Origin of the sequence: Flavobacterium sp. 90 (assembly GCF_004339525.1) — a bacterium.
Taxonomy (GTDB): Bacteria; Bacteroidota; Bacteroidia; order Flavobacteriales; family Flavobacteriaceae; genus Flavobacterium.
In genome coordinates, this window is record NZ_SMGE01000001.1 from 3241460 (window position 1) to 3260674 (window position 19215).

At 34.1% G+C, this 19215-nt stretch carries 14 protein-coding genes; 4 read left to right on the forward strand and 10 right to left on the reverse strand.

Annotated features, from left to right (window positions below; translation table 11 throughout):
- Positions 1 to 94: 94 nt before the first annotated feature.
- The 6 genes from C8C83_RS13400 to C8C83_RS13425 all read right to left on the reverse strand — a co-directional run bounded on the left by C8C83_RS13400 (position 95) and on the right by C8C83_RS13425 (position 7858).
- Entirely contained in the window at positions 95 to 2347 is a 2253-nt protein-coding gene (locus tag C8C83_RS13400) for a multicopper oxidase domain-containing protein (protein ID WP_121328997.1), read from the reverse strand.
- Between the two features lie 9 nt (positions 2348 to 2356).
- Positions 2357 to 4897, reverse strand: coding sequence for a heavy metal translocating P-type ATPase (locus C8C83_RS13405; protein ID WP_132011775.1), 2541 nt, complete (start codon positions 4895 to 4897; stop codon positions 2357 to 2359).
- Between the two features lie 384 nt (positions 4898 to 5281).
- Complete coding sequence (locus tag C8C83_RS13410) at positions 5282 to 5800, reverse strand: AraC family transcriptional regulator (protein WP_233566071.1); 519 nt, start codon at positions 5798 to 5800, stop codon at positions 5282 to 5284.
- A gap of 44 nt (positions 5801 to 5844) precedes the next feature.
- A complete protein-coding gene (locus tag C8C83_RS13415; protein ID WP_121328999.1) occupies positions 5845 to 6375 on the reverse strand; it encodes a DUF3347 domain-containing protein in 531 nt (176 codons plus the stop codon).
- Positions 6376 to 6567: 192 nt separating this feature from the next.
- Positions 6568 to 6954, reverse strand: coding sequence for a hypothetical protein (locus tag C8C83_RS13420; RefSeq protein WP_233566072.1), 387 nt, complete (start codon positions 6952 to 6954; stop codon positions 6568 to 6570).
- Between the two features lie 70 nt (positions 6955 to 7024).
- A complete protein-coding gene (locus C8C83_RS13425; RefSeq protein ID WP_121329000.1) occupies positions 7025 to 7858 on the reverse strand; it encodes an AraC family transcriptional regulator in 834 nt (277 codons plus the stop codon).
- A gap of 102 nt (positions 7859 to 7960) precedes the next feature.
- Between C8C83_RS13425 and C8C83_RS13430 the strand changes: the two genes are divergently transcribed.
- The 4 genes from C8C83_RS13430 to C8C83_RS13445 all read left to right on the forward strand — a co-directional run bounded on the left by C8C83_RS13430 (position 7961) and on the right by C8C83_RS13445 (position 16339).
- The gene (locus tag C8C83_RS13430) at positions 7961 to 9127 is read left to right on the forward strand and encodes an MFS transporter (RefSeq protein ID WP_121329001.1); all 1167 of its coding nucleotides are present in this window, start codon (positions 7961 to 7963) and stop codon (positions 9125 to 9127) included.
- Between the two features lie 572 nt (positions 9128 to 9699).
- Positions 9700 to 12933, forward strand: a complete 3234-nt coding sequence (locus C8C83_RS13435) for a TonB-dependent receptor (RefSeq protein WP_121329002.1) — start codon at positions 9700 to 9702, stop codon at positions 12931 to 12933.
- Positions 12934 to 12950: 17 nt separating this feature from the next.
- Positions 12951 to 14744 (forward strand): RagB/SusD family nutrient uptake outer membrane protein, encoded by a 1794-nt coding sequence (locus C8C83_RS13440; protein ID WP_121329003.1) that lies wholly within the window; start codon positions 12951 to 12953, stop codon positions 14742 to 14744.
- Positions 14745 to 14776: 32 nt separating this feature from the next.
- Positions 14777 to 16339 carry a DUF4957 domain-containing protein gene (locus C8C83_RS13445; protein WP_121329004.1) on the forward strand — a complete coding sequence of 521 codons (1563 nt, stop codon included), beginning with the start codon at positions 14777 to 14779 and terminating at the stop codon, positions 16337 to 16339.
- Between the two features lie 345 nt (positions 16340 to 16684).
- Here C8C83_RS13445 and C8C83_RS13450 read toward each other — a convergent pair whose 3' ends face one another.
- The 4 genes from C8C83_RS13450 to C8C83_RS13465 form a co-directional block, all read right to left on the reverse strand.
- Positions 16685 to 17257, reverse strand: coding sequence for a pentapeptide repeat-containing protein (locus tag C8C83_RS13450; RefSeq protein ID WP_121329005.1), 573 nt, complete (start codon positions 17255 to 17257; stop codon positions 16685 to 16687).
- Positions 17258 to 17293: 36 nt separating this feature from the next.
- Positions 17294 to 17458 carry a hypothetical protein gene (locus C8C83_RS13455; protein ID WP_233566073.1) on the reverse strand — a complete coding sequence of 55 codons (165 nt, stop codon included), beginning with the start codon at positions 17456 to 17458 and terminating at the stop codon, positions 17294 to 17296.
- 108 nt (positions 17459 to 17566) lie between these two features.
- Positions 17567 to 18481 (reverse strand): helix-turn-helix domain-containing protein, encoded by a 915-nt coding sequence (locus C8C83_RS13460; protein WP_121329007.1) that lies wholly within the window; start codon positions 18479 to 18481, stop codon positions 17567 to 17569.
- Positions 18482 to 18484: 3 nt separating this feature from the next.
- Complete coding sequence (locus C8C83_RS13465) at positions 18485 to 19048, reverse strand: DUF6642 family protein (RefSeq protein WP_121330041.1); 564 nt, start codon at positions 19046 to 19048, stop codon at positions 18485 to 18487.
- Positions 19049 to 19215 lie beyond the last annotated feature (167 nt).

The window sequence follows — 19215 nt, forward strand, 5'->3', positions numbered from 1 at the left end:
CAAAGAGCTAAGATATAATTTATTCGCCGCTAAAATCTGTTTTATAAACACACTTTTAAATGAACTTAAATCACTTATATGGTAAAAAAAACAATTAATAATTCAGATTCAATCCAAAGCCAACTCCCATATCGCTATCATAATGTGTAGTAATTCCAAAGTTTCTGCCAACAATATATTTTAGACCCGCCATGTATTCTTTATCCGTATTCCACATTAAGTTCATTCGCAAACGTCTCGAGAGCGGAATATCTTTTCGTTCAAATTGAACCCTCACATTTCCATCGGTGTAAACCTCAACTTGTGCTTTTACGAGCATTGGCAAAGTATATTCCATACCGGCACTAAAAACAGATCGATTGTCTTTAGTATTCTTTTGCCCGAACATATTTTGTTCCTGTTCGTCCATTCCCATTCTTCGATAGCGCCAATCAAAACCTATAAAAGGCATAAACCATTGCATTTTACCAATATATCTACCAATATGCGTTTCAGTTTCATAACCGTGTTCATTATTATAACCCAATCTCCATTCCGTTCCAATGCTCCAACGCGTGTTGCTAAACATTGCTTCACCGTCATTTCCGTTTGAGGCAAAATCATTCTCAGCCATAAAATGGAACATTCGATCATCCATTTTTAGCATTTTATAAGCCATTTCAGGATGATGAATCAACGGATTTGGAGCTGAATTTTCATAAGTAAAAATACGTCCCATTCCCGCCATCATATGATATAATATATGACAGTGAAAAAACCAATCGCCATCGGCATTAGCCTGAAATTCGATTGTATCGGTTTCCATTGGCATAATATCAATTACGTTTTTTAGCGGAGAATATTCGCCATGTTCGTTAATAATCCTAAAATCATGCCCGTGTAAATGCATCGGGTGACGCATCATCGAACCATTGTATAATGTAATACGAACGTTTTCGCCTTTTTTGATTAAAATTTTATCCGTTTCAGAAATCACTTTATTGTCTAAACTCCAAACATAACGGTTCATATTTCCGGACAATTCAAAACGTAATTCTTTTACCGGCGCATCTTTAGGCAAAGTTGTTACAGTTGGAGATTTTAGCATTGCGTAATTTAAGGTTGTAATTTCGGCGGTTTCGGTAGAATCGCTTGACATTTTCATATCGTCCATTTTCATGCCTTCCATATTATGCATCGAATGATCTTCAGGTTTTGCAGATTCCTCTTCGCCCGAAATTTCAGGATACATTACAGCATTCATGTCCATTTTGTTCAGAGACATTTTCATACCCATATCATTCATTTCGCCGTTCATCTTCATCATATCATTCATCATTTTCATACCTTCAAAATATTTCAATTTCGGAAGATGTTTTACAGGCTGTTTCGTTCCTTCGCCTAAAAATAAGGAAGCAGATCCGGTTCTGTCTTCGGCTGTAGCCAAAAAAGCAAAGGATTTATGATCTTCCGGAATCGTCACGACAATATCATAAGTTTCAGAAACTGCAATAATTAATCGGTCGACTTCTACAGGTTCAACATCGTTTCCGTCGCTGGCAACAACCGTTATTTTTCCGCCACCATAAGTCAGCCAGAAATAACTCGAAGCACCACCGTTTGCAATTCGCAATCTGACTTTATCGCCCGCTTTAAATTGCGAAAGCTGATCTTCATTTTTTCCGTTAATTAAAAACTTTTCATAATAAACATCACTCACATCCATGGCATTCATGCGTTTCCATTCGTTGGTAACTTTTGTCGAGAATTGCCCTTTCTTGATTGCTTCGGCATAACTTTGAGTTGTTCCTTTTTTTATGGCAAACCAATCGTTGGCATTATGAAGCATTCGTTGCACATTCTCAGGTTTAAGATCTGTCCATTCGCTTAGAATAATCGGAATTGTTGGTAAATCATCAATTCCTTTTCTAAAAGTTGGATCATCTTTCTTCTTATTAATAATAAAAATTCCGTACAAACCTATTTGTTCCTGCAATCCCGAATGACTGTGGTACCAATAAGTTCCGTTTTGGATAATTGGAAAAGTATATTTATGTGTTGTTCCTGGTTTTATGGGCATTTGAGTCAAATACGGAACTCCATCTTCTTTATTTGGCAGAAATAATCCGTGCCAATGTAGCGCTGTATCTTCGTTTTTTAAATCGTTATGAACATAAATCTCCGCAATATCACCTTCAGTAAAAGTCAAAGTTGGCATTGGAATTTGTCCATTTACGGTAAGTGCACGTTTTTGCTTTCCCGAAAAATTAACAATCGTATCGCGAACGTGTAAATCGTAACGAACTACTTTTTGAGCATTTGTACTAAAGGCAATCAAAAAGGCAATAAGAATAGTATATAGTTTCATATTGATTTATTAAAGTTTTAGATTTCGCAATCTTAATGCGTTTACAATTACGGAAACGGAACTCAAACTCATTGCCAGTGCAGCCAACATCGGCGAAAGCAAAATCCCGAATACAGGATATAAAATTCCCGCTGCAATTGGCACGCCTAATACATTATATATAAAGGCAAAAAACAGATTTTGTTTGATGTTTTGCATCACCGAAAAACTTAGTTTTTTAGCTTTTACGATTCCGTTTAAATCACCTTTTACCAATGTAATTTTAGCACTTTCGATAGCAACATCAGTTCCGGTTCCCATTGCGATTCCAATATTGGCTTGAGCCAAAGCCGGAGCATCATTGATTCCGTCACCTGCCATGGCAACAATTTTACCTTCGGATTGCAAACGCTGAATTTCTTTGAGTTTATCTTCCGGAAGACAATCGGCTTTAAACGAACTTAAGTGTAATTGATTAGCGACTGCTTTTGCAGTATTGCCATTATCGCCCGTCATCATAATTACTTCGACACCTTGATCGATTAAATCTTTGATTGCTTTTACGCTATTTTCTTTAATCGCGTCTGTAATCGTTACATATCCCAAAACAACTTTGTCAACGGCGATGTAAGAAACCGTTTTTCCCAGATTTTGTTCGGCAATAATTTTATTTTCAATATCATCAGAAATCGAAGCACCAACCTGAATCATTAATTTTTTATTTCCTAAAGCTACTTTTGAGTTATTCACCGTTCCTATAACACCTTTTCCAGCAACGGCTTCAAAATCCGGAACATCAAGAATCGTTTGGTTTTTAGCTTTAGCAAAATTTACTACGGCTTGCGCCAAAGGATGCTCGCTATGTTGATTTAATGAAGCAATATTTTGAAGCAAAAGATCTTCATTATTATTAACGGCGTAGATTTTTTCTACAGAAGGTTTTCCTTCAGTAATAGTTCCGGTTTTATCCGTGATCAAAACATCTATTTTGCTCATGTTTTCTAAGGCTTCGGCATTCTTTATCAAAATCCCGAATTGCGCTCCTTTACCAACTCCAACCATTACAGACATTGGAGTTGCTAATCCTAAAGCACAAGGACAAGCAATAATCAAAACGGCAATCGCATTAATTAATCCGTAGATATAAGCAGGTTCCGGACCAAATTTTGCCCAAACGAAAAACGTTATAATCGAAATAATGACAACCGTTGGAACAAAATATTTGGCAACACGATCTGCCAGTTTCTGGATTGGCGCTCTCGAACGGCTTGCGTCATTCACCATTTGTATAATTTGAGAAAGCAAAGTTTCTGAACCAACTTTTTCGGCAATCATAACAAATGATTTATTTCCGTTTATAGTTCCCGCAATTACAGAATCACCTACTTTTTTATCCACCGGAATTGGTTCTCCGGTAATCATAGCTTCATCAATGCTGCTTTCGCCGATGGTAATTTTTCCGTCGACTGGAATTTTCTCTCCTGGTTTTACACGAAGAAAATCTCCTTTTTTAATATTATGGATTGATATTACTTTGTCAGTTCCGTTTTCGACCAAAGTTGCTTCAGTTGGAGCTAATTTTAGTAAAGCTTTTATCGCTCCGTTTGTTTGTCCGTGCGCTTTTGCTTCTAATAATTGACCTAATAAAACCAATGTTATAATAACAGTTGCAGCTTCAAAATAAAGATGAATGGTTCCGTGATGTGATTTAAATTCAGATGGAAAAATATCTGGAAAGAACATTCCCGCAACGCTGAATAAAAAAGCAACACTTGTCCCGATCCCAATAAGCGTGAACATATTTAGGTTCCAAGTGATAATTGATTTGTAAGCGCGAACAAAAAACATCCATCCAGCATAAAAAAGTACCGGAATTGAAAATAAGAATTGAACCCAATTCCAGTTTTCTATAGACATTAGTTTATACAGCGGATTATCAGGAATCATTTCTGACATTGAAATAATAAAGATAGGAAGTGTGAATAAAATCGCAATCTTCATTTTCTTTAATAAGTCGGTATAAGTTTTGTTTTCTTCAGATTCAGAAGCTTGCATTGGCACCAAATCCATTCCGCAAATTGGACAATCACCAGGTTCATTCGAAACAACTTCCGGATGCATTGGACAAGTAAATTGAGTTGTCTTTATGGCAACTTCCGGAACTAAATCCATTCCGCAAACGGGACAATCTCCCGGTTTGTTATAGGTTTTGTCGCCTTCACAATGCATCGGACAATAAAAAACTCCTGTTGTATTATGATTGTGAATTACAGCTGTTTCTTTTTTGTGATGATGTCCTTCGTGATTTTCTTTCTTATTACTGGAACAGCATGATTTGGCGGGAGCTTCTGAGGTATGTTTAGACGATGTCATTTCAATAGTATACTTTCCGGCTTCGGTTAAAGCTTCTTGAAATTTTTCAGTTGCAACATGTTTTTCCATTGTTATAGTTGCCAATGGAGGATTTAAAGTTACTTCGGCTTGAATTCCTTCAATCGTATTCAAAGTTTTCTCGACTTTTTTACGACATCCATCGCACGACATTCCTGAAATTATATATTGATGCGTCATTGTTTTATCTTTTAAAGTATTACAATGCAAATTTCCGAAGTAACGTTTACTTTGGTTTGTATAATTTTGAGAATGATTTGTAATATTTAGGAAAGGTTTTTTAACCGCAAAGAGCGCAAAGTTTTTTTGGATATGCTTGTTCTAAAAAAACGCAAAGTTCGCAAAGCTTTGTCTAAAATAACTTTGCGAAAAAACATAGCCCGAGGTTTTAACCTTGGGAAGCATATCGTGATAAATTCGTTGCGTTCCAATGGTTAAAAAAAATAGCCACAGATTAAAAAAAATTAACACAGATTTTTAAAATCTTTTTAATCCTTCTAACCTGTGGCTAAAAATCTTTGTGAACCTTGCGTAAACCTTAGCGTTCTTTGCGGTTAAATAATATTACAAATTCTCAATCTGAATCCTTTTTTTATCCTTCAATTGCTTGAAATAAGTAGGAGTGAAGCCCGTAATTTTCTTGAACTGATTGCTCAAATGCGCGACATTACTATAATTTAGCATATCGGCAATTTCGCTTAACGAATGTTCGTTATATATAAGGAGTTCTTTTACTTTCTCTATTTTCTGACTTATAAAATATTTTTCGATAGTAGTATTTTCAATTTCTGAGAAAAGATTACTCAAAGTGCTGTAATCCTGATTTAGGTTTTCGACTAAATAATCAGATAAATTGATTTTGAGATCATTGTTTTTATGATGCACTAAGTCAACGATGAGGTTTTTTATTTTCTCGATCGTTTTACTTTTTTTATCATCAATAAAATCAAAACCCAAAGCCTGAAGATTTTTTAGGAGAATTTCTTTCTGAGAATCGGTGATGTCATTTTGAAGTTCGACTTCGCCTAATTCAACAGAAATAGTATGAAGTCCAAGTTTTTCAAACTCAGACTTCACAACCATTTTACAGCGACCACACACCATGTTTTTGATGTAGAGCGTCATATTTATTTGATGGTTTCTACCACGTTTCCGCAAGTCAACATCGAAGAACCGTAATACGGATTCTTAACTGCTTTTTCTTTGCTTAACCAGTCAGCATCCGCCATTGGGCAATATTGTTTGTAGACAACTTCAGTAGATTTTGAAACTTTAACTAAGTCGTAAGTGCTTTTAGTTAAGGATTTAAAAGTCTCACGTTGCTTTTTAATATCTGAGCTTGTAGAAATACTTTTAGCGTCAGCGGTTAATTTTTTAACGACTTTCATCCAAACAGTGTGTTCGTTGCTTTTAAGTTTATCCATTTTTACGGCAGTAATTGCGGCCAATAAATCTGTGGCTTTCGCCGAAGTTAACTTCGCATCGCTTTTAATCAAGGCATCTTTTACCGTAAAGTAAGCATCATAAACAGTTTGTAACTGACTTGAATCTACATCTTCGATTGTAGATATTTCTGTTTTAATTGAATTTGCCTGAATAGTATTTGCAGAAAATAAAACGATTATTACTGCTGCTATAGTTGATATTGTGTTTTTCATTTTATACGATTTTAATAGAGAATGTGAATTTATCCTCTAAGTTAAATAATTTATTTTTTTTATAGGATGTTTTAATCTCGCAATCTTGATAGCTATCGGGAGCAGAGACATAAAGTTTGATTTTTTTGCTTAGAACCTTAGTATCTTAGAACCTTTGTGGCTTAAAAATAATTATGGCTATCAGGAATACAATTATTTTATTTTTGGCGGAAGCCAAATAGAAGTAAAACCATCAGAAAGACTGGCAGTTTTGTGACTTAAAGCTGTTTTTTTAGTAGAGAAATTGAATAGATTCGTATCAAATTCAAATTCATTTGTAGCAATTAAAATAAAAGCTAAACCGGAAGTTGTGCAACCAGAATGATCGCATTTTCTGTTGCAGCCATGTTGGTCTTTCTTAGAATCATGATTTTCCTTGCAACAATCTTTTTCACAAGAATCAGCGGTTTCTTTATTAGAAATTACTTTTTTCTCACAAGATGTTTTTTCAGAAGCTTTTCCACAAGCATAACCAGAATTGGACATCAAAAAGAAGCCAAGAGTTATGAAAAGAAATAATATGTGAAGCTTTTTTGCCAATGAAAGTGTTTTAGAAATACAAATTTAGATATTTTTTTTAAGCGTAGCTATTTATTTAAGATTTCCAATTTTAAGTTTTCTTAAAATCTGTTGGCTTCATATTTTTTCGCTTTTTAAAATAGTTTGACAAGTGACTTTCATCGGTAAAACCAAATTCATAAGCAATTTGTTTAATCGGTAATTGATTGTTATGAATTCGCTTTTCTATTAAAGTTGTTCTTAAATTATGAATATAATCGCGGTAACTAATAGAGAATGTTCTCTTGAAATAAGCACTAAAATAAGTTTCGGCAATATTAAAATGACTCGCGATTACTTTGATCTGAACTAATTTCGGATTGTAAATGTTCTGATGAATATAAGACGTGATTTGTTCGTTGTCAATAGAATTTCCTTTAACAACAAGATTTTGACCACGCATGGTTTCTTTGATTAATCCAAAAATCGAAAGAATCTGATAAAATACAATTGGGGAAGTCGAAACATCGGTTTTGCAATTATAGGCGGCTATGTTTTCGATCGTGTTTTTTAATATTGTTTTGCAGGGATCGTCGAGTTTAAGAACCGTTTCTTTTAGTGTTTTATCCCGCATGAAACTTTCCGGGGTATGAATTAAGAATTCGTCGCAAGTAAGATTTTGTTTCGAATTAAAGTAATTGTCCGTAAACTTGATATAAAAGAAACGAGTGCTTTTTTTAATATCAAAATAATGCTCGTCTTCCGGTGAAATCACAAAGAGATCTCCCGTTTTATAAGGTAATAAGTTGTTATTCAGATGATGAACTCCGCTTCCTTTTTTGATATAAATAATTTCATAATAAGTATGCGTGTGTGGCGGAAGATGAAATTTCTCATCTTCAAACTCATCAATGGCAAGAGTTTTGAATTGATTTAAAATTGGCATAACTTAAATTTACAAGTTTATGTCGTAAATGTACAACTTATTTTGCATTTAACAGCGTTAACTTTGCGTCATAGAAATTCTATTCCTTTCTTGTAAAAACAAATGAAAAAAAGTCTTATCGCACTCTCATTAGGAGGATTAACAATTGGTATTACCGAATTTGTTATGATGGGTTTGTTACCGGATATTGCCTCAGATATGAAAGTTTCGATTCCGGTTGCCGGATATTTAATTTCGGCTTACGCACTTGGCGTTGTTATTGGAGCTCCTTTATTAGTAATCTTAGGGAGAAATTTAGCTCCAAAGAAAATGCTTTTAATATTAGCTTTAATGTTAACGGTGTTTAATGCACTTTCGATTATTGCGCCAAGTTATAATTTTTTATTCGCATCCAGATTTCTTTCGGGATTGCCACACGGAGCTTTTTTTGGCGTTGGAGCTGTAGTCGCAAGCCGTTTGGCAGACAAAGGCAAAGAAGCGCAGGCAATCGCAATTATGTTTTCGGGTTTGACGTTGGCGAATTTGATCGGAGTTCCAATTGGGACATATATTGGTCATAATTTTATATGGCGTTATACCTTTATACTAATTGCAATTGTAGGTTTACTTACGTTTTTGTTTATTTCTTTATGGATGCCAAATCTGGAGAAAAGCGGCAATGTAAATATGAAAACCCAACTGCTATTTTTTAAGAAAACAGAAGCTTGGTTAATCATCGGAATTACTGCAATTGGTTTTGCGGGATTATTTGCCTGGATTAGTTATATCGCGCCTTTATTAATTAATGTTTCTAAATTTAATGCAGAAGATGTTTCCTATATTCTGATTCTTGCGGGACTTGGAATGGTTGTTGGAAATTTTGCCGGTGGTAAACTTGCAGATAAATTTTCTCCTGCACCAACGGTTTTGGCTTTATTATTTGTAATGTCGATTGATTTAATTTTAGTTTACTTATTTTCTTTCAATCAATACATTTCTTTATTCCTGACTTTCTTAACAGGCGCTATTTCTTTTTCGGTAATTGCACCAATTCAAATGTTAATGATTAAAACTGCAACAGGCGCTGAGATGATTGCTTCGGCAGCACTTCAGGGAAGTTTTAATATTGGGAATGCTTTAGGAGCCTTTTTAGGTGGATTACCTTTGGCAGCTGGTTACAGTTATGCTTCTCCTAATCTTATTGGAGTTGGAATGGCAATTACCGGTATGATTATTACGCTTGCTTTAATGCAAAAACACAAAAGTAATTTACAATTGCAGAATGCCTAAAGAATAATTTACTTTATAAAATAGAAAAAGCTCTTAAGCCTAATTTGGTTTAAGGGCTTTTTTGTGCTTTGTAATGATTGGTTTAATCTCGTTTAATGTTTAGATTTCTCTTCTCAGAAGTTGTTTTTTCTTTTAACAATCATACTTGTTTTTTTTAATCCCTCAAACCTATTTCTTACATTAATAATTTTTCAGTATTTAGATTTGTAATCGATTGTTTTTTGCGAAAAACCTAAAGTAAGTGTAAATTATACAATAATATATTTGCTATTTATTAGTCTCATAAATTGCATATGCCATAGAAAAAACCTTCTTTATTTTTGATATATAATTTTTATTATGAAATTTTTAGGAATTTTAATTTTTTATATGAAAAAAATATTTATGTTTGTGTAATCGATTACATATTATTTCAAACGTTATAGTTGAAAAGCGAAAAAGCCCGAGAAATAAGGGAAATATTCCATATTTGTAAGACAGATAAAGTTTTATTCTGGATAGAAAAAGTATTAAGAATAAAAGAAAAGGAACATGCTAAACTAAAAAACCATTAATAACTTAAACAATCAATCATGAATTTTAAAGATTTATTTAATAAAGGAGCTAATTGCTGTTTTGTAGTTGTTTTCTTATTGTGTTTATTAACGAGCAATCGTATGAGCGCACAAGGAGTAACTGTAGAAGGAACCGTAAAAGATGCTGCCGGTTTAACTTTACCGGGTGTCAATATAATCGAAAACGGAACCAAGAATAGCGCTTCTACTGATCTTGACGGACATTATATAATAAAGATAACGAATCCTAAAGCAGTTTTGAGTTTTTCATCTATAGGATTTAAATCAAAAGAAATAGCTGTTGCGGGTAAAACGAAATTAGATGTTAGTTTAATCGAAGATTCACATGCTTTAAATGAAGTAGTTGTTGTAGGTTATGGAACGGTAAAAAAATCAGATTTAACCGGAGCTGTTGCTTCAATTTCTGGAAATGATTTAAAGAAAATTCCTGTTTCTAATGTTGCCGAAGCTTTAACCGGAAGAATTGCGGGAGTTCAGGTAACTTCGACCGAAGGTTCTCCGGATGCCGATATTAAAATTAGAGTTCGTGGCGGCGGATCATTAACACAAGATGCTTCACCTTTGATTATTGTTGATGGTTTTCCTGTAAATAGCATGAGCGATATAGCAGCTTCAAATATTGAATCAATGACAGTATTGAAAGATGCTTCTTCGACTGCGATATATGGATCGAGAGGAGCAAACGGAGTTATCATTATTACAACTAAAACGGGTAAAGACGGAAAAATGGCTGTTAGTTTCAATATGTTTTACGGCATGAAAACTATGGCTAAAGATATTGATGTTCTTCCTGTTGATGATTTTGTAAAATGGCAATATGAATATGCTTTGTTGGATCAAACGGATAAAACTATTTTAAGTAATCCAAATTCTTATACCAAGTATTTTGGTAACTGGCAAGACCGTGATTTATATAATGGTGTAAAAGGAACAAACTGGCAAAAGCAAATTTATGGTCGTCGTGGCGAAGTAAATAGCCGTGATTTAGGAATTCGCGGAGGAAATGATAAGCTTAGTTACAATTTTAATTATGCTTATTATGATGAAAAAGCCATTATGGTTGGTTCAGATTTTAAAAGAAATAACTTGTCTTTGGCATTAAAAAATAAGGCAAGTGAGAAAGTTGATCTTGCTTTTACGGTACGTTATTCAGATACAGAAATAAATGGAGGAGGCGCTAATGAACAAAATGAAGTTTCGTCGCTTGATAGCCGTTTGCGTCATAGTGTTGGATATTCTCCGGTTCCAATGCCGGGATTAACTACGGATAATGATGATCAAAGTGTTAATAGTTATTTAGTAAACCCATTTTTGGCAATATCAGATAATGAACGTCAACAGACCAAGAAGAATTATAATTTACTAGGAAGTTTTGGATGGAAATTAATTGAAAACCTAAAATTTCAGAGTGATTTAGGATTAGATAATTATAATTATTCGGATTATCGCTTTTATGGATCTTCTACTTATTTTTCGAGCACTGCAAAAATAGGTGCGGGAAAACCAGGAATGGTAATGGCTGATCGTAAAGATGTACGTTTTAGAAATGCGAATACATTAAATTATGATTTTAAAAATATTTTAGGGAATAATCATCATTTGACAGCACTTTTGGGAGAAGAGATGATTACGACTACTTCAAATGTTGAAACGACAACAATGTTAAACTACCCGAAATTCTTTGATTTGGATGATGCAAAGAAATTAACAACTCAGGGAACACCGTTTTCGGTAGATAATTTCTACAGTCCTGATGATAAATTATTGTCCTTTTTTGGTCGTGTGAATTATGATTTTAAAGATCGTTATTTATTAACCGCTTCATTTCGTGCCGATGGTTCAAGCAGATTTTTAGGTGATAATCGTTGGGGATATTTTCCTGCGGCAGCTGCAGCATGGAAGATTTCTGAAGAAGATTTCCTGAAAAATGCTTCTTGGCTAAGCCTTCTTAAATTAAGACTTAGTTATGGTGAAGCTGGAAATAATAATATTCCGGTAGGACAAACAGTTCAAAGTTATATGTCAAACACCAACTCTTTTATCAATGGATTTGACAGTTACTGGTCGCCATCGAGCGTTTTGGCAAACCCAAATTTAAAATGGGAAACTACTGTTACGCAAAATTTAGGTCTTGATTTTGGATTTTTCAGAAATCGCTTAAACGGAACTGTTGATGTGTATAAAAACGTAACTCATGATTTGTTAATAGAATTTCCGGTAGGAGGTACAGGTTATAAAACTCAGTATCGAAATATGGGGGAAACACAAAATACAGGTTTTGAAGCTACTTTGAATTTTATAGCAATTGAAAACAAAAATTATGGTTTGAATTTTTCTGTGAATGTTGGTATCAACAAAAACAAAATCAATTCGCTTGGCGTAATGGATAATTTTGGAGTAAACACCAACTGGGCATCGACTGATATTGGTAATGATTATGCTGTAAATGCAGGTTCGCCAATGGGATTAATGTACGGTTATAAAAGCGATGGACGATATGAAGTTTCTGATTTTAATTATGTTGGAGGAAAATATGTCTTAAAAGCAGGAATTGCAGATGCGACTTCGGTTATTGGAAGCGCTGTACAACCTGGAATGATGAAGTTGAAAAACACAGATGGTTCTGCGGATAATAAAGTTACTGCATCAGATCAAACAATTATTGGAAATGCTAATCCTAAAAGCACAGGAGGTTTAGTTATTAATGCTAATGCTTATGGTTTTGATCTTTCGGCTGCTTTCAACTGGACTATCGGAAATGATATTTATAATGCAAATAAAGCTGAGTTTTCTACTGCAAACAGAAACGGACAATACAAAAACTTAAGTTCTGAAATGGCAGATGGTAAAAGATGGACAAATCTTGATCCGGCTTCGGGACAATTAGTAACAGATCCTACTGCGCTTGAATCTTTAAATGCAAATACAACAATGTGGTCGCCTTATATGCAAAAATTTATGTTTACAGACTGGGCAGTAGAAGATGGCTCTTTCTTTAGATTAAATACTTTGACTTTAGGATATACTACACCAGAATCGTTTACCTCGAAATTGGGCGTAAGCAAGTTGAGATTCTATTTTACAGCAACAAATGTTTTTATAATTACAAATTATTCTGGTCCGGATCCTGAGGTGTCAACAAAAAGAAAATCACCGCTAACGCCAGGAGTTGATTATTCAGCATATCCACGAAGCAGACAATTGGTTTTTGGTTTAAACCTTAATTTCTAATTTAAAAATTTATCAAAATGAAATATAAAGTAATAATAACAGCATTGATTATCTCAGGTTTATTGACTTCGTGTCAGGATTTTGCTGATGACTTCTTTGATACTCCTGCACAATCAACATTAGGAGATGAACTTATTTTTTCTAATGCTGAGTTGGCACAAGGAGCTGTTGATGGAATAAAAGTATCTTTTGGAGAAGAACAATCTTATAGAGGAAGACTTTTGACATACCAAGGATTAAACACAGATAGTGAATGGCTTTTGGCATCTTCTAGTGATAATGCCAAATCAGACTTGGTTGTTTATGATGCTAAAGCTGATAACACAGAAATGAACTCGCCAAAAAATGCCTGGGCAATGATGTACGAAGGAATTGAGCGTGCTAATTTATGTATCAGAGGTTTGCGTATGTATGGAAATCCGAAATCAGATAATGAATTAGGACATTTATTAGGAGAAGCATTAACATTACGTGCTATTTATTATGCTGATTTGGTTAGAAATTGGGGAGATGTTCCAGCACGTTTTGAGCCAGTTGCAACCGCAACTATTTATATTCCTAAAACAAGTCGTGATGTAATTTACAAACAATTAATTGCTGATTTAGGCGAAGCTTCAACATTAGTAGCGTGGCCAAATGGATCATCAGCAACCACTAGTACAGAACGCATAAACAAAGCTTTTGTAAAAAGTCTTAGAGCTCGTTTGGCTATGATGGCAAGTGGATATCAACAATATTCTGATGGAGTTAGAAGAAGTACAGATCCGGAACTTTCCGTAGCCAATATGTATAAGTTGGCATTGGCGGAATGTCGTTCTGTTATTGCGAGTGGTTCAGCACATTTAGAACCAACTTTTGAAGGTTTATGGAGAAAATACAATCAGGAGAATTTAGCAGCCGGTGGAGAATCTCTTTGGGAAATTCCTTTTGCAGCTACACGAGGAAGAGTGCTATTTACTTTTGCTGTGAGACATGATGCTATGGATCAATTTCAACAAATGGGCGCAAATAAAGGCGGTGTAAACGGACCGTTGCCATTTGTTTTTTATGACTATGAGCAAACTGATACCCGTAGAGATGTTACTTGTGTTCCTTATAAATGGGGAGCTGCAGTAAGTGGTAAATCAAAACAGGAACTTACAGATTTACAAACTTGGTATTTTGGTAAATATCGTTTTGAATGGATGAACCGAATTGTTACTGCGCCAAATGACGATGGTGTAAATAAAATCTACATGCGTTATGCAGAAGTACTTTTAATTGCTGCCGAAACCGCAAACGAATTAGAAGGTCCGGGATCTGCTGCAGTTTACTTGAAAGAAATTCGTCGTAGAGCTTTTGCTCCAGCAAATCACGCTGTGCAAGTAGATGCTTATGTAGACGCATTGACAAGTAAAACAGCAATGATGAATGCTATTGTTGATGAAAATAAATATGAATTTACTGGAGAAATGGAGCGTAAGTTTGCTTTAATACGATGGAATTTACTTAAAGAAAAATTAGACGAAGCCAAAGATAAAATGGCTAATCTTAAAGCGCGTACCGGAAAATATCAGGATGTGCCTTCGACATTATATTATAAATATAAAGACGATCAGACTACCTTGGATATTTACGGATTGAATAGAGGCGAAACCCAAGCTCCGGCAGGATATATTTCGAAAAGTTGGGATAAATTAGAAGATGCTAAAATAACCACATTGTATAAAGCGGGAGTAAATCCGGATAAAAGACAGTTTTGGCCAATTTGGCAAACGTTTATTGATGCGAGTAATGGTCAATTAACAAACGACTGGGTTTTTGGTAACTAATACAATTAACAAATAAATTATAGTTTATAATTATGAAAGCAAAATATATATTGAAAGGCTTGCTGGCTATGTTTTTATTGATAGTTGCCGGTTGCGAAAGTTACAATGAAGCAGTATTAGAAGATATAGGAGCAAATAGAGTCTTTTCTCCAATCGAGCTTAAAGCTATCGTTAGAAATCAAACTTCGGTAGAATTAAATTGGACTGTAAAAGACGATGTAGATTATTATACAGTAGAATTTAGTGCAGATGATGCCGATTTTAAAACGATTTACAAAACACTTAAAGTTGCACCTAAAGAACTTCCAATAACGGTTCCTTTAGAAGGAGAAACTGTATATTCAATACGAGTAAAAGGCGTAAGTGCAAAAGGATTAGCAGATTCTAAATGGTCAGTTGTTACGGCAAAAACTTTAACAGAACAGATATTGTTGCCAATTGCAGATGCTGATATCGAAGCAACAAAAGTTACTTTAAGATGGACTCCAAATAGTACTGTAACGCAAATTACGGTTGCTCCAGGCAATATTACACACACAATTACACCAGCAGAAAAAACAGCAGGAGTTGCAATTGTGACAGGATTAACGGGTGAAACATCTTATACTGCTACGTTAGTAAATGGAACAAAAACAAGAGGTCTTAGAACATTTAAAACCGGAATTGATATTGGAACCGGAATTTTAGTACAACCTACTGATGATTTGAATGCTGCGATTGCTGCGGCTCCTGCAAATTCAATATTGGTATTAATGCCGGGAGATTATAGCGTATATAAAGGAGATATAGATTTAAATAAAACCATAACAATAAGAGGACTTCGCGCAGGAGATAAACCAAAATTACATGTTAAGTTTACAGTAAATACAGGCGTTAGTAATCTTTCATTGATAGATTTAGATTTAGAAGGATCGACCGCTGGAGATAGTAATTTTATCACAGTCTCTGACGCTAATACAATTTATGGAGATATTTTAATAAGCGGTTGTAATATTCGTGATTATTTGAGAGCCTTAGTATATGGAAATGCTGCCACATCAAAAGTAACGTCATTTACCGTGGAAAATAGCATTGTTAAAAATGTAAATACCAATTCGCAAGCAGATTTTATCGACTTTAGAAATACATACATCGCAAGCATAGTTTTGAAAAACAGTACGTTTAATTCTTGCTCAATCGGGCGTGATTTTGTTCGTGTTGATGCTGTAGCTTCTCCTAAAGGTTTTTCAGGAACCGGTTTAACAACAAATGTATTAATTGATGGTTGTACTTTGTATAATGTATCAAATACTGTAGCGCCAAAAAGGATCTTATATCTTCGATTTGCATCTAATAAGTCAACAGTAAGAAACACTTTGATTGCATCGACGACAGCAATTTTCACCAATCAGCCAAGTACTGATTTACCGATATTTAATAACAATTATTATTATCAGGCACCAAGTTTTATGGATGCTGCGATTACAAATAATAAAGTTGATGCTTCAGGCACAACGGCAAATCCTCAATTTGCAGATCCTGCAAATGATAATTTTAAAGTAGGAAACCAAACTCTAAAAGATAACGGAATTGGAGATCCGCTTTGGTTAAAATAAATTTTTATTCGGTTGGTTTTTAGAAAGAGAGGGATGCAGTTTTTGTATCCCTCTTTTGTTTTTTATTGTTGCGTATAAATTGGCACGCGGATTAAACGGATTCACTTCGTGAAAACGCGGATTTTATTATTTCCTGATTTATGCGCATTTTTTGTCAGACTGAGCGAAGTCGAAGTCCGTAATTTGAGTAATCAACTAAAATCAATGATTGCCTGCAGACCTTTGTCAAAGTTTTAAACTTTTACAAAGGTTTTGTGCGTAAAACAAAAAGAAAAAAAACCGTGTAAATCCGTGTTTTCACGAAGTGAATCCGCGTCATCCGCGTGCCATCTCAACACAATCCATTCACTCAATATCCAAATCAAATTTTTCAAGTAATCCTGCAAGCGCCGAATTAGAAACTTTAGTTCTTTTGATTTTGTTTTCAGAAGGATCAAAAGCATAATTGCGAGAAGTTCTGAAATCGGTTTTCTCTAGATTTACATCTACAAAAGTCGCATTTGCAAGATCGCAATTCTTGAAAATTGCCAGAGATAAATCAGTATTAGAAAAATCTACATCTTTTAAAGAGCAATCGATGAAGTTTGTTTTCTTTAATTTTTTGTAAATGAAAGTCGAGTAATCAAGAAGGCAATCCTGAAAATTCATCGAAAACAGAAAGCTATTACTCGAACTGAAATCAAGTCCCATTAATTTACAACCAATAAAAGTAATGTTCTTTAATCCAGTACTTTTTAAACTCGCTAAAGAAAGATTACAGTTTTTAAACGTACAATCTAAAAAGTCAATATAGCTAAAATCACTTTTCGAAAAATTGCAATTGACGAACTCGCAATTTATAAATTCGTTCTCTGATAATTTTTGATCAGAATAATCAATTGTGTCAAAAGTTTTGTTTTGTTGTAATACAGTTTCCATAATACTTGGTTGAGGTTGGGTTGAAGGCAAAAGGGATTATTCTAATTCGACACAATCAAAAATGTCGTTTTTTAGCATTGTTTCTGTTATTTCATTCTCACTGTCGATTCTTAATATATTATCACAATCTTCGAGATCAAAATTCCATAAAGAATTGGGTAACAATTCATAAAGTAATGCGTTTGCGAACTCTAATTTCAATTTTGTATTAACGGAAGTTTTAAAAACATAAATCATAATTTGCTCATTTTTTTACGGAGCAAATTTCAACAAATGCTTTTGGAGTTGGTAGGATTCTATAATCAATAATTAGGACTTATCAATCATTTTTCGATATTGAATCGGACTTATCGATTCGTGTTTTTTAAAGAAACGGCTAAAGTAAGATTGATCCTCATGCCCAACCAACATTGCTATTTCGCTTATCGAAAGTGTAGTTTGATAGAGTAAATATTTGGCTTCAAGTAAAATGGTCTCATCAATCCAAGACGTTGCAGATTTGCCTGTTGCCGCCTTAACCGATTTGTTCAAATGATTTGGCGTAACATTTAGTATTGAAGCATAATAATTGACCTGATGGTTTATTTTAATATTCGGATAAATAAGCTCTTTGAATTTTGCCGAAAGAACCTCAGCGGCAGTTCCTTCTTTAGGAATTTTGACAGCGTTTCTATTCATTTCGCAAAACAAAGTCACCAAATAAGTTTGTATCAGATCTAAATTTATCGTTTCGGCTTCAAGATATTCTATCTGGAGACGCGTTAAAATATTATTGATAAAAGGAGCATCTTTTTCGGAAAGAATAATTTTGGGATTTCCGGATATTTTCAGAAAACCAAAATCATTTATGATGTCTCGATTTCCATATTTCCCAATTAAAACATCAGGATGAAACTGGCAAATAAAACCGCTGTGTTTACTATTAATATGTTCAACCGAAAAAATTTGACCAGCGGGAACCACAATGATTTCGTTTTGATTGGTCTGACATTCCTCAAAACCTAATTTTATAATATGAGTTCCTGAAGTGATAAAAATTAAAGTATGGCAATCGTGTTTAGAAGGCGGAACAGGATATTGAAGCTGCATTATTTCTTCCATCTTCAAACAAAAAAAATGATCGGAATTTGTTTTGAAAAGTTTATGGATAGGATTTTCTATACCAAGAAACTTTTCGCGAAATCCCTTAGCGCCATACGTTTTTATTTTTTCGTTTGTTTCCATTGTTTAATAGTACAGTCTAAAATCGAGTAATTTGCACAAAGCATAATGTTTCTGATACAGTTCTTCGACAACCTCAGTAATATCATCATTCTCTTGATATAAACTAAAAAAAGCTTTGTCGATCGTGCTGCTGCTCGCTATTTTATTATAAGAAGATCCATAACCAGAAATTGCTCGTGCGCCTGTAATGTCCAGAAAATATTGAGCTTCATCATCCTTTAAATCCAAAACTTTTAAATTGGCAAAATGAATGATTTTTCCTTTCATTTTTCCTTCAAATAATTCTGCAATTTCTTCGAGGCTGTAATAATAATCGTGAAGACAAATGTTATTAGGTTCGCCTGGCATTACTAAATAAATGATTTCATAATCCTTAAAATTATGATCTTCGTAGAGTAGTATATTCAAACTTTCTTCTAAACCTTCAATTGTATCGCAGGTTTTATATATGCTCGAAATCCCTTGGTCAATTGCGATTTCTTCTAAGTTTTTGACTACTAGTGTTGCAACATGCGTATCTACATCAGGAACACCTTCTAAACAGAAAATAAATTTTTCGTTATCCATATCAGCAAACATTCAGATTAGGTATAAATGAGGTGGGACTTTTTGGTTTGACAAAAGTATTTTTTATTGGGTAAAAACTATAATTTGAAGGATATTTTAACGCATTTTTTACATTAGTTTAAAGCAGAAATTTTCATTTTTTAGAAATTAGAGAGGATAAAAAGTTG

What these genes read in the sequence shown, in the direction of transcription:
- C8C83_RS13415 (WP_121328999.1), bottom strand. Translation starts at nt 6,375, where the DNA reads ATGAAAAACACAATATCAACTATAGCAGCAGTAATAATCGTTTTATTT.
- C8C83_RS13450 (WP_121329005.1), bottom strand. Translation starts at nt 17,257, where the DNA reads ATGGAAACTGTATTACAACAAAACAAAACTTTTGACACAATTGATTAT.
- C8C83_RS13460 (WP_121329007.1), bottom strand. Translation starts at nt 18,481, where the DNA reads ATGGAAACAAACGAAAAAATAAAAACGTATGGCGCTAAGGGATTTCGC.
- C8C83_RS13430 (WP_121329001.1), top strand. Translation starts at nt 7,961, where the DNA reads ATGAAAAAAAGTCTTATCGCACTCTCATTAGGAGGATTAACAATTGGT.
- C8C83_RS13410 (WP_233566071.1), bottom strand. Translation starts at nt 5,800, where the DNA reads ATGGTTGTGAAGTCTGAGTTTGAAAAACTTGGACTTCATACTATTTCT.
- C8C83_RS13400 (WP_121328997.1), bottom strand. Translation starts at nt 2,347, where the DNA reads ATGAAACTATATACTATTCTTATTGCCTTTTTGATTGCCTTTAGTACA.
- C8C83_RS13445 (WP_121329004.1), top strand. Translation starts at nt 14,777, where the DNA reads ATGAAAGCAAAATATATATTGAAAGGCTTGCTGGCTATGTTTTTATTG.
- C8C83_RS13465 (WP_121330041.1), bottom strand. Translation starts at nt 19,048, where the DNA reads ATGGATAACGAAAAATTTATTTTCTGTTTAGAAGGTGTTCCTGATGTA.
- C8C83_RS13435 (WP_121329002.1), top strand. Translation starts at nt 9,700, where the DNA reads ATGAATTTTAAAGATTTATTTAATAAAGGAGCTAATTGCTGTTTTGTA.
- C8C83_RS13440 (WP_121329003.1), top strand. Translation starts at nt 12,951, where the DNA reads ATGAAATATAAAGTAATAATAACAGCATTGATTATCTCAGGTTTATTG.
- C8C83_RS13405 (WP_132011775.1), bottom strand. Translation starts at nt 4,897, where the DNA reads ATGACGCATCAATATATAATTTCAGGAATGTCGTGCGATGGATGTCGT.
- C8C83_RS13425 (WP_121329000.1), bottom strand. Translation starts at nt 7,858, where the DNA reads ATGCCAATTTTAAATCAATTCAAAACTCTTGCCATTGATGAGTTTGAA.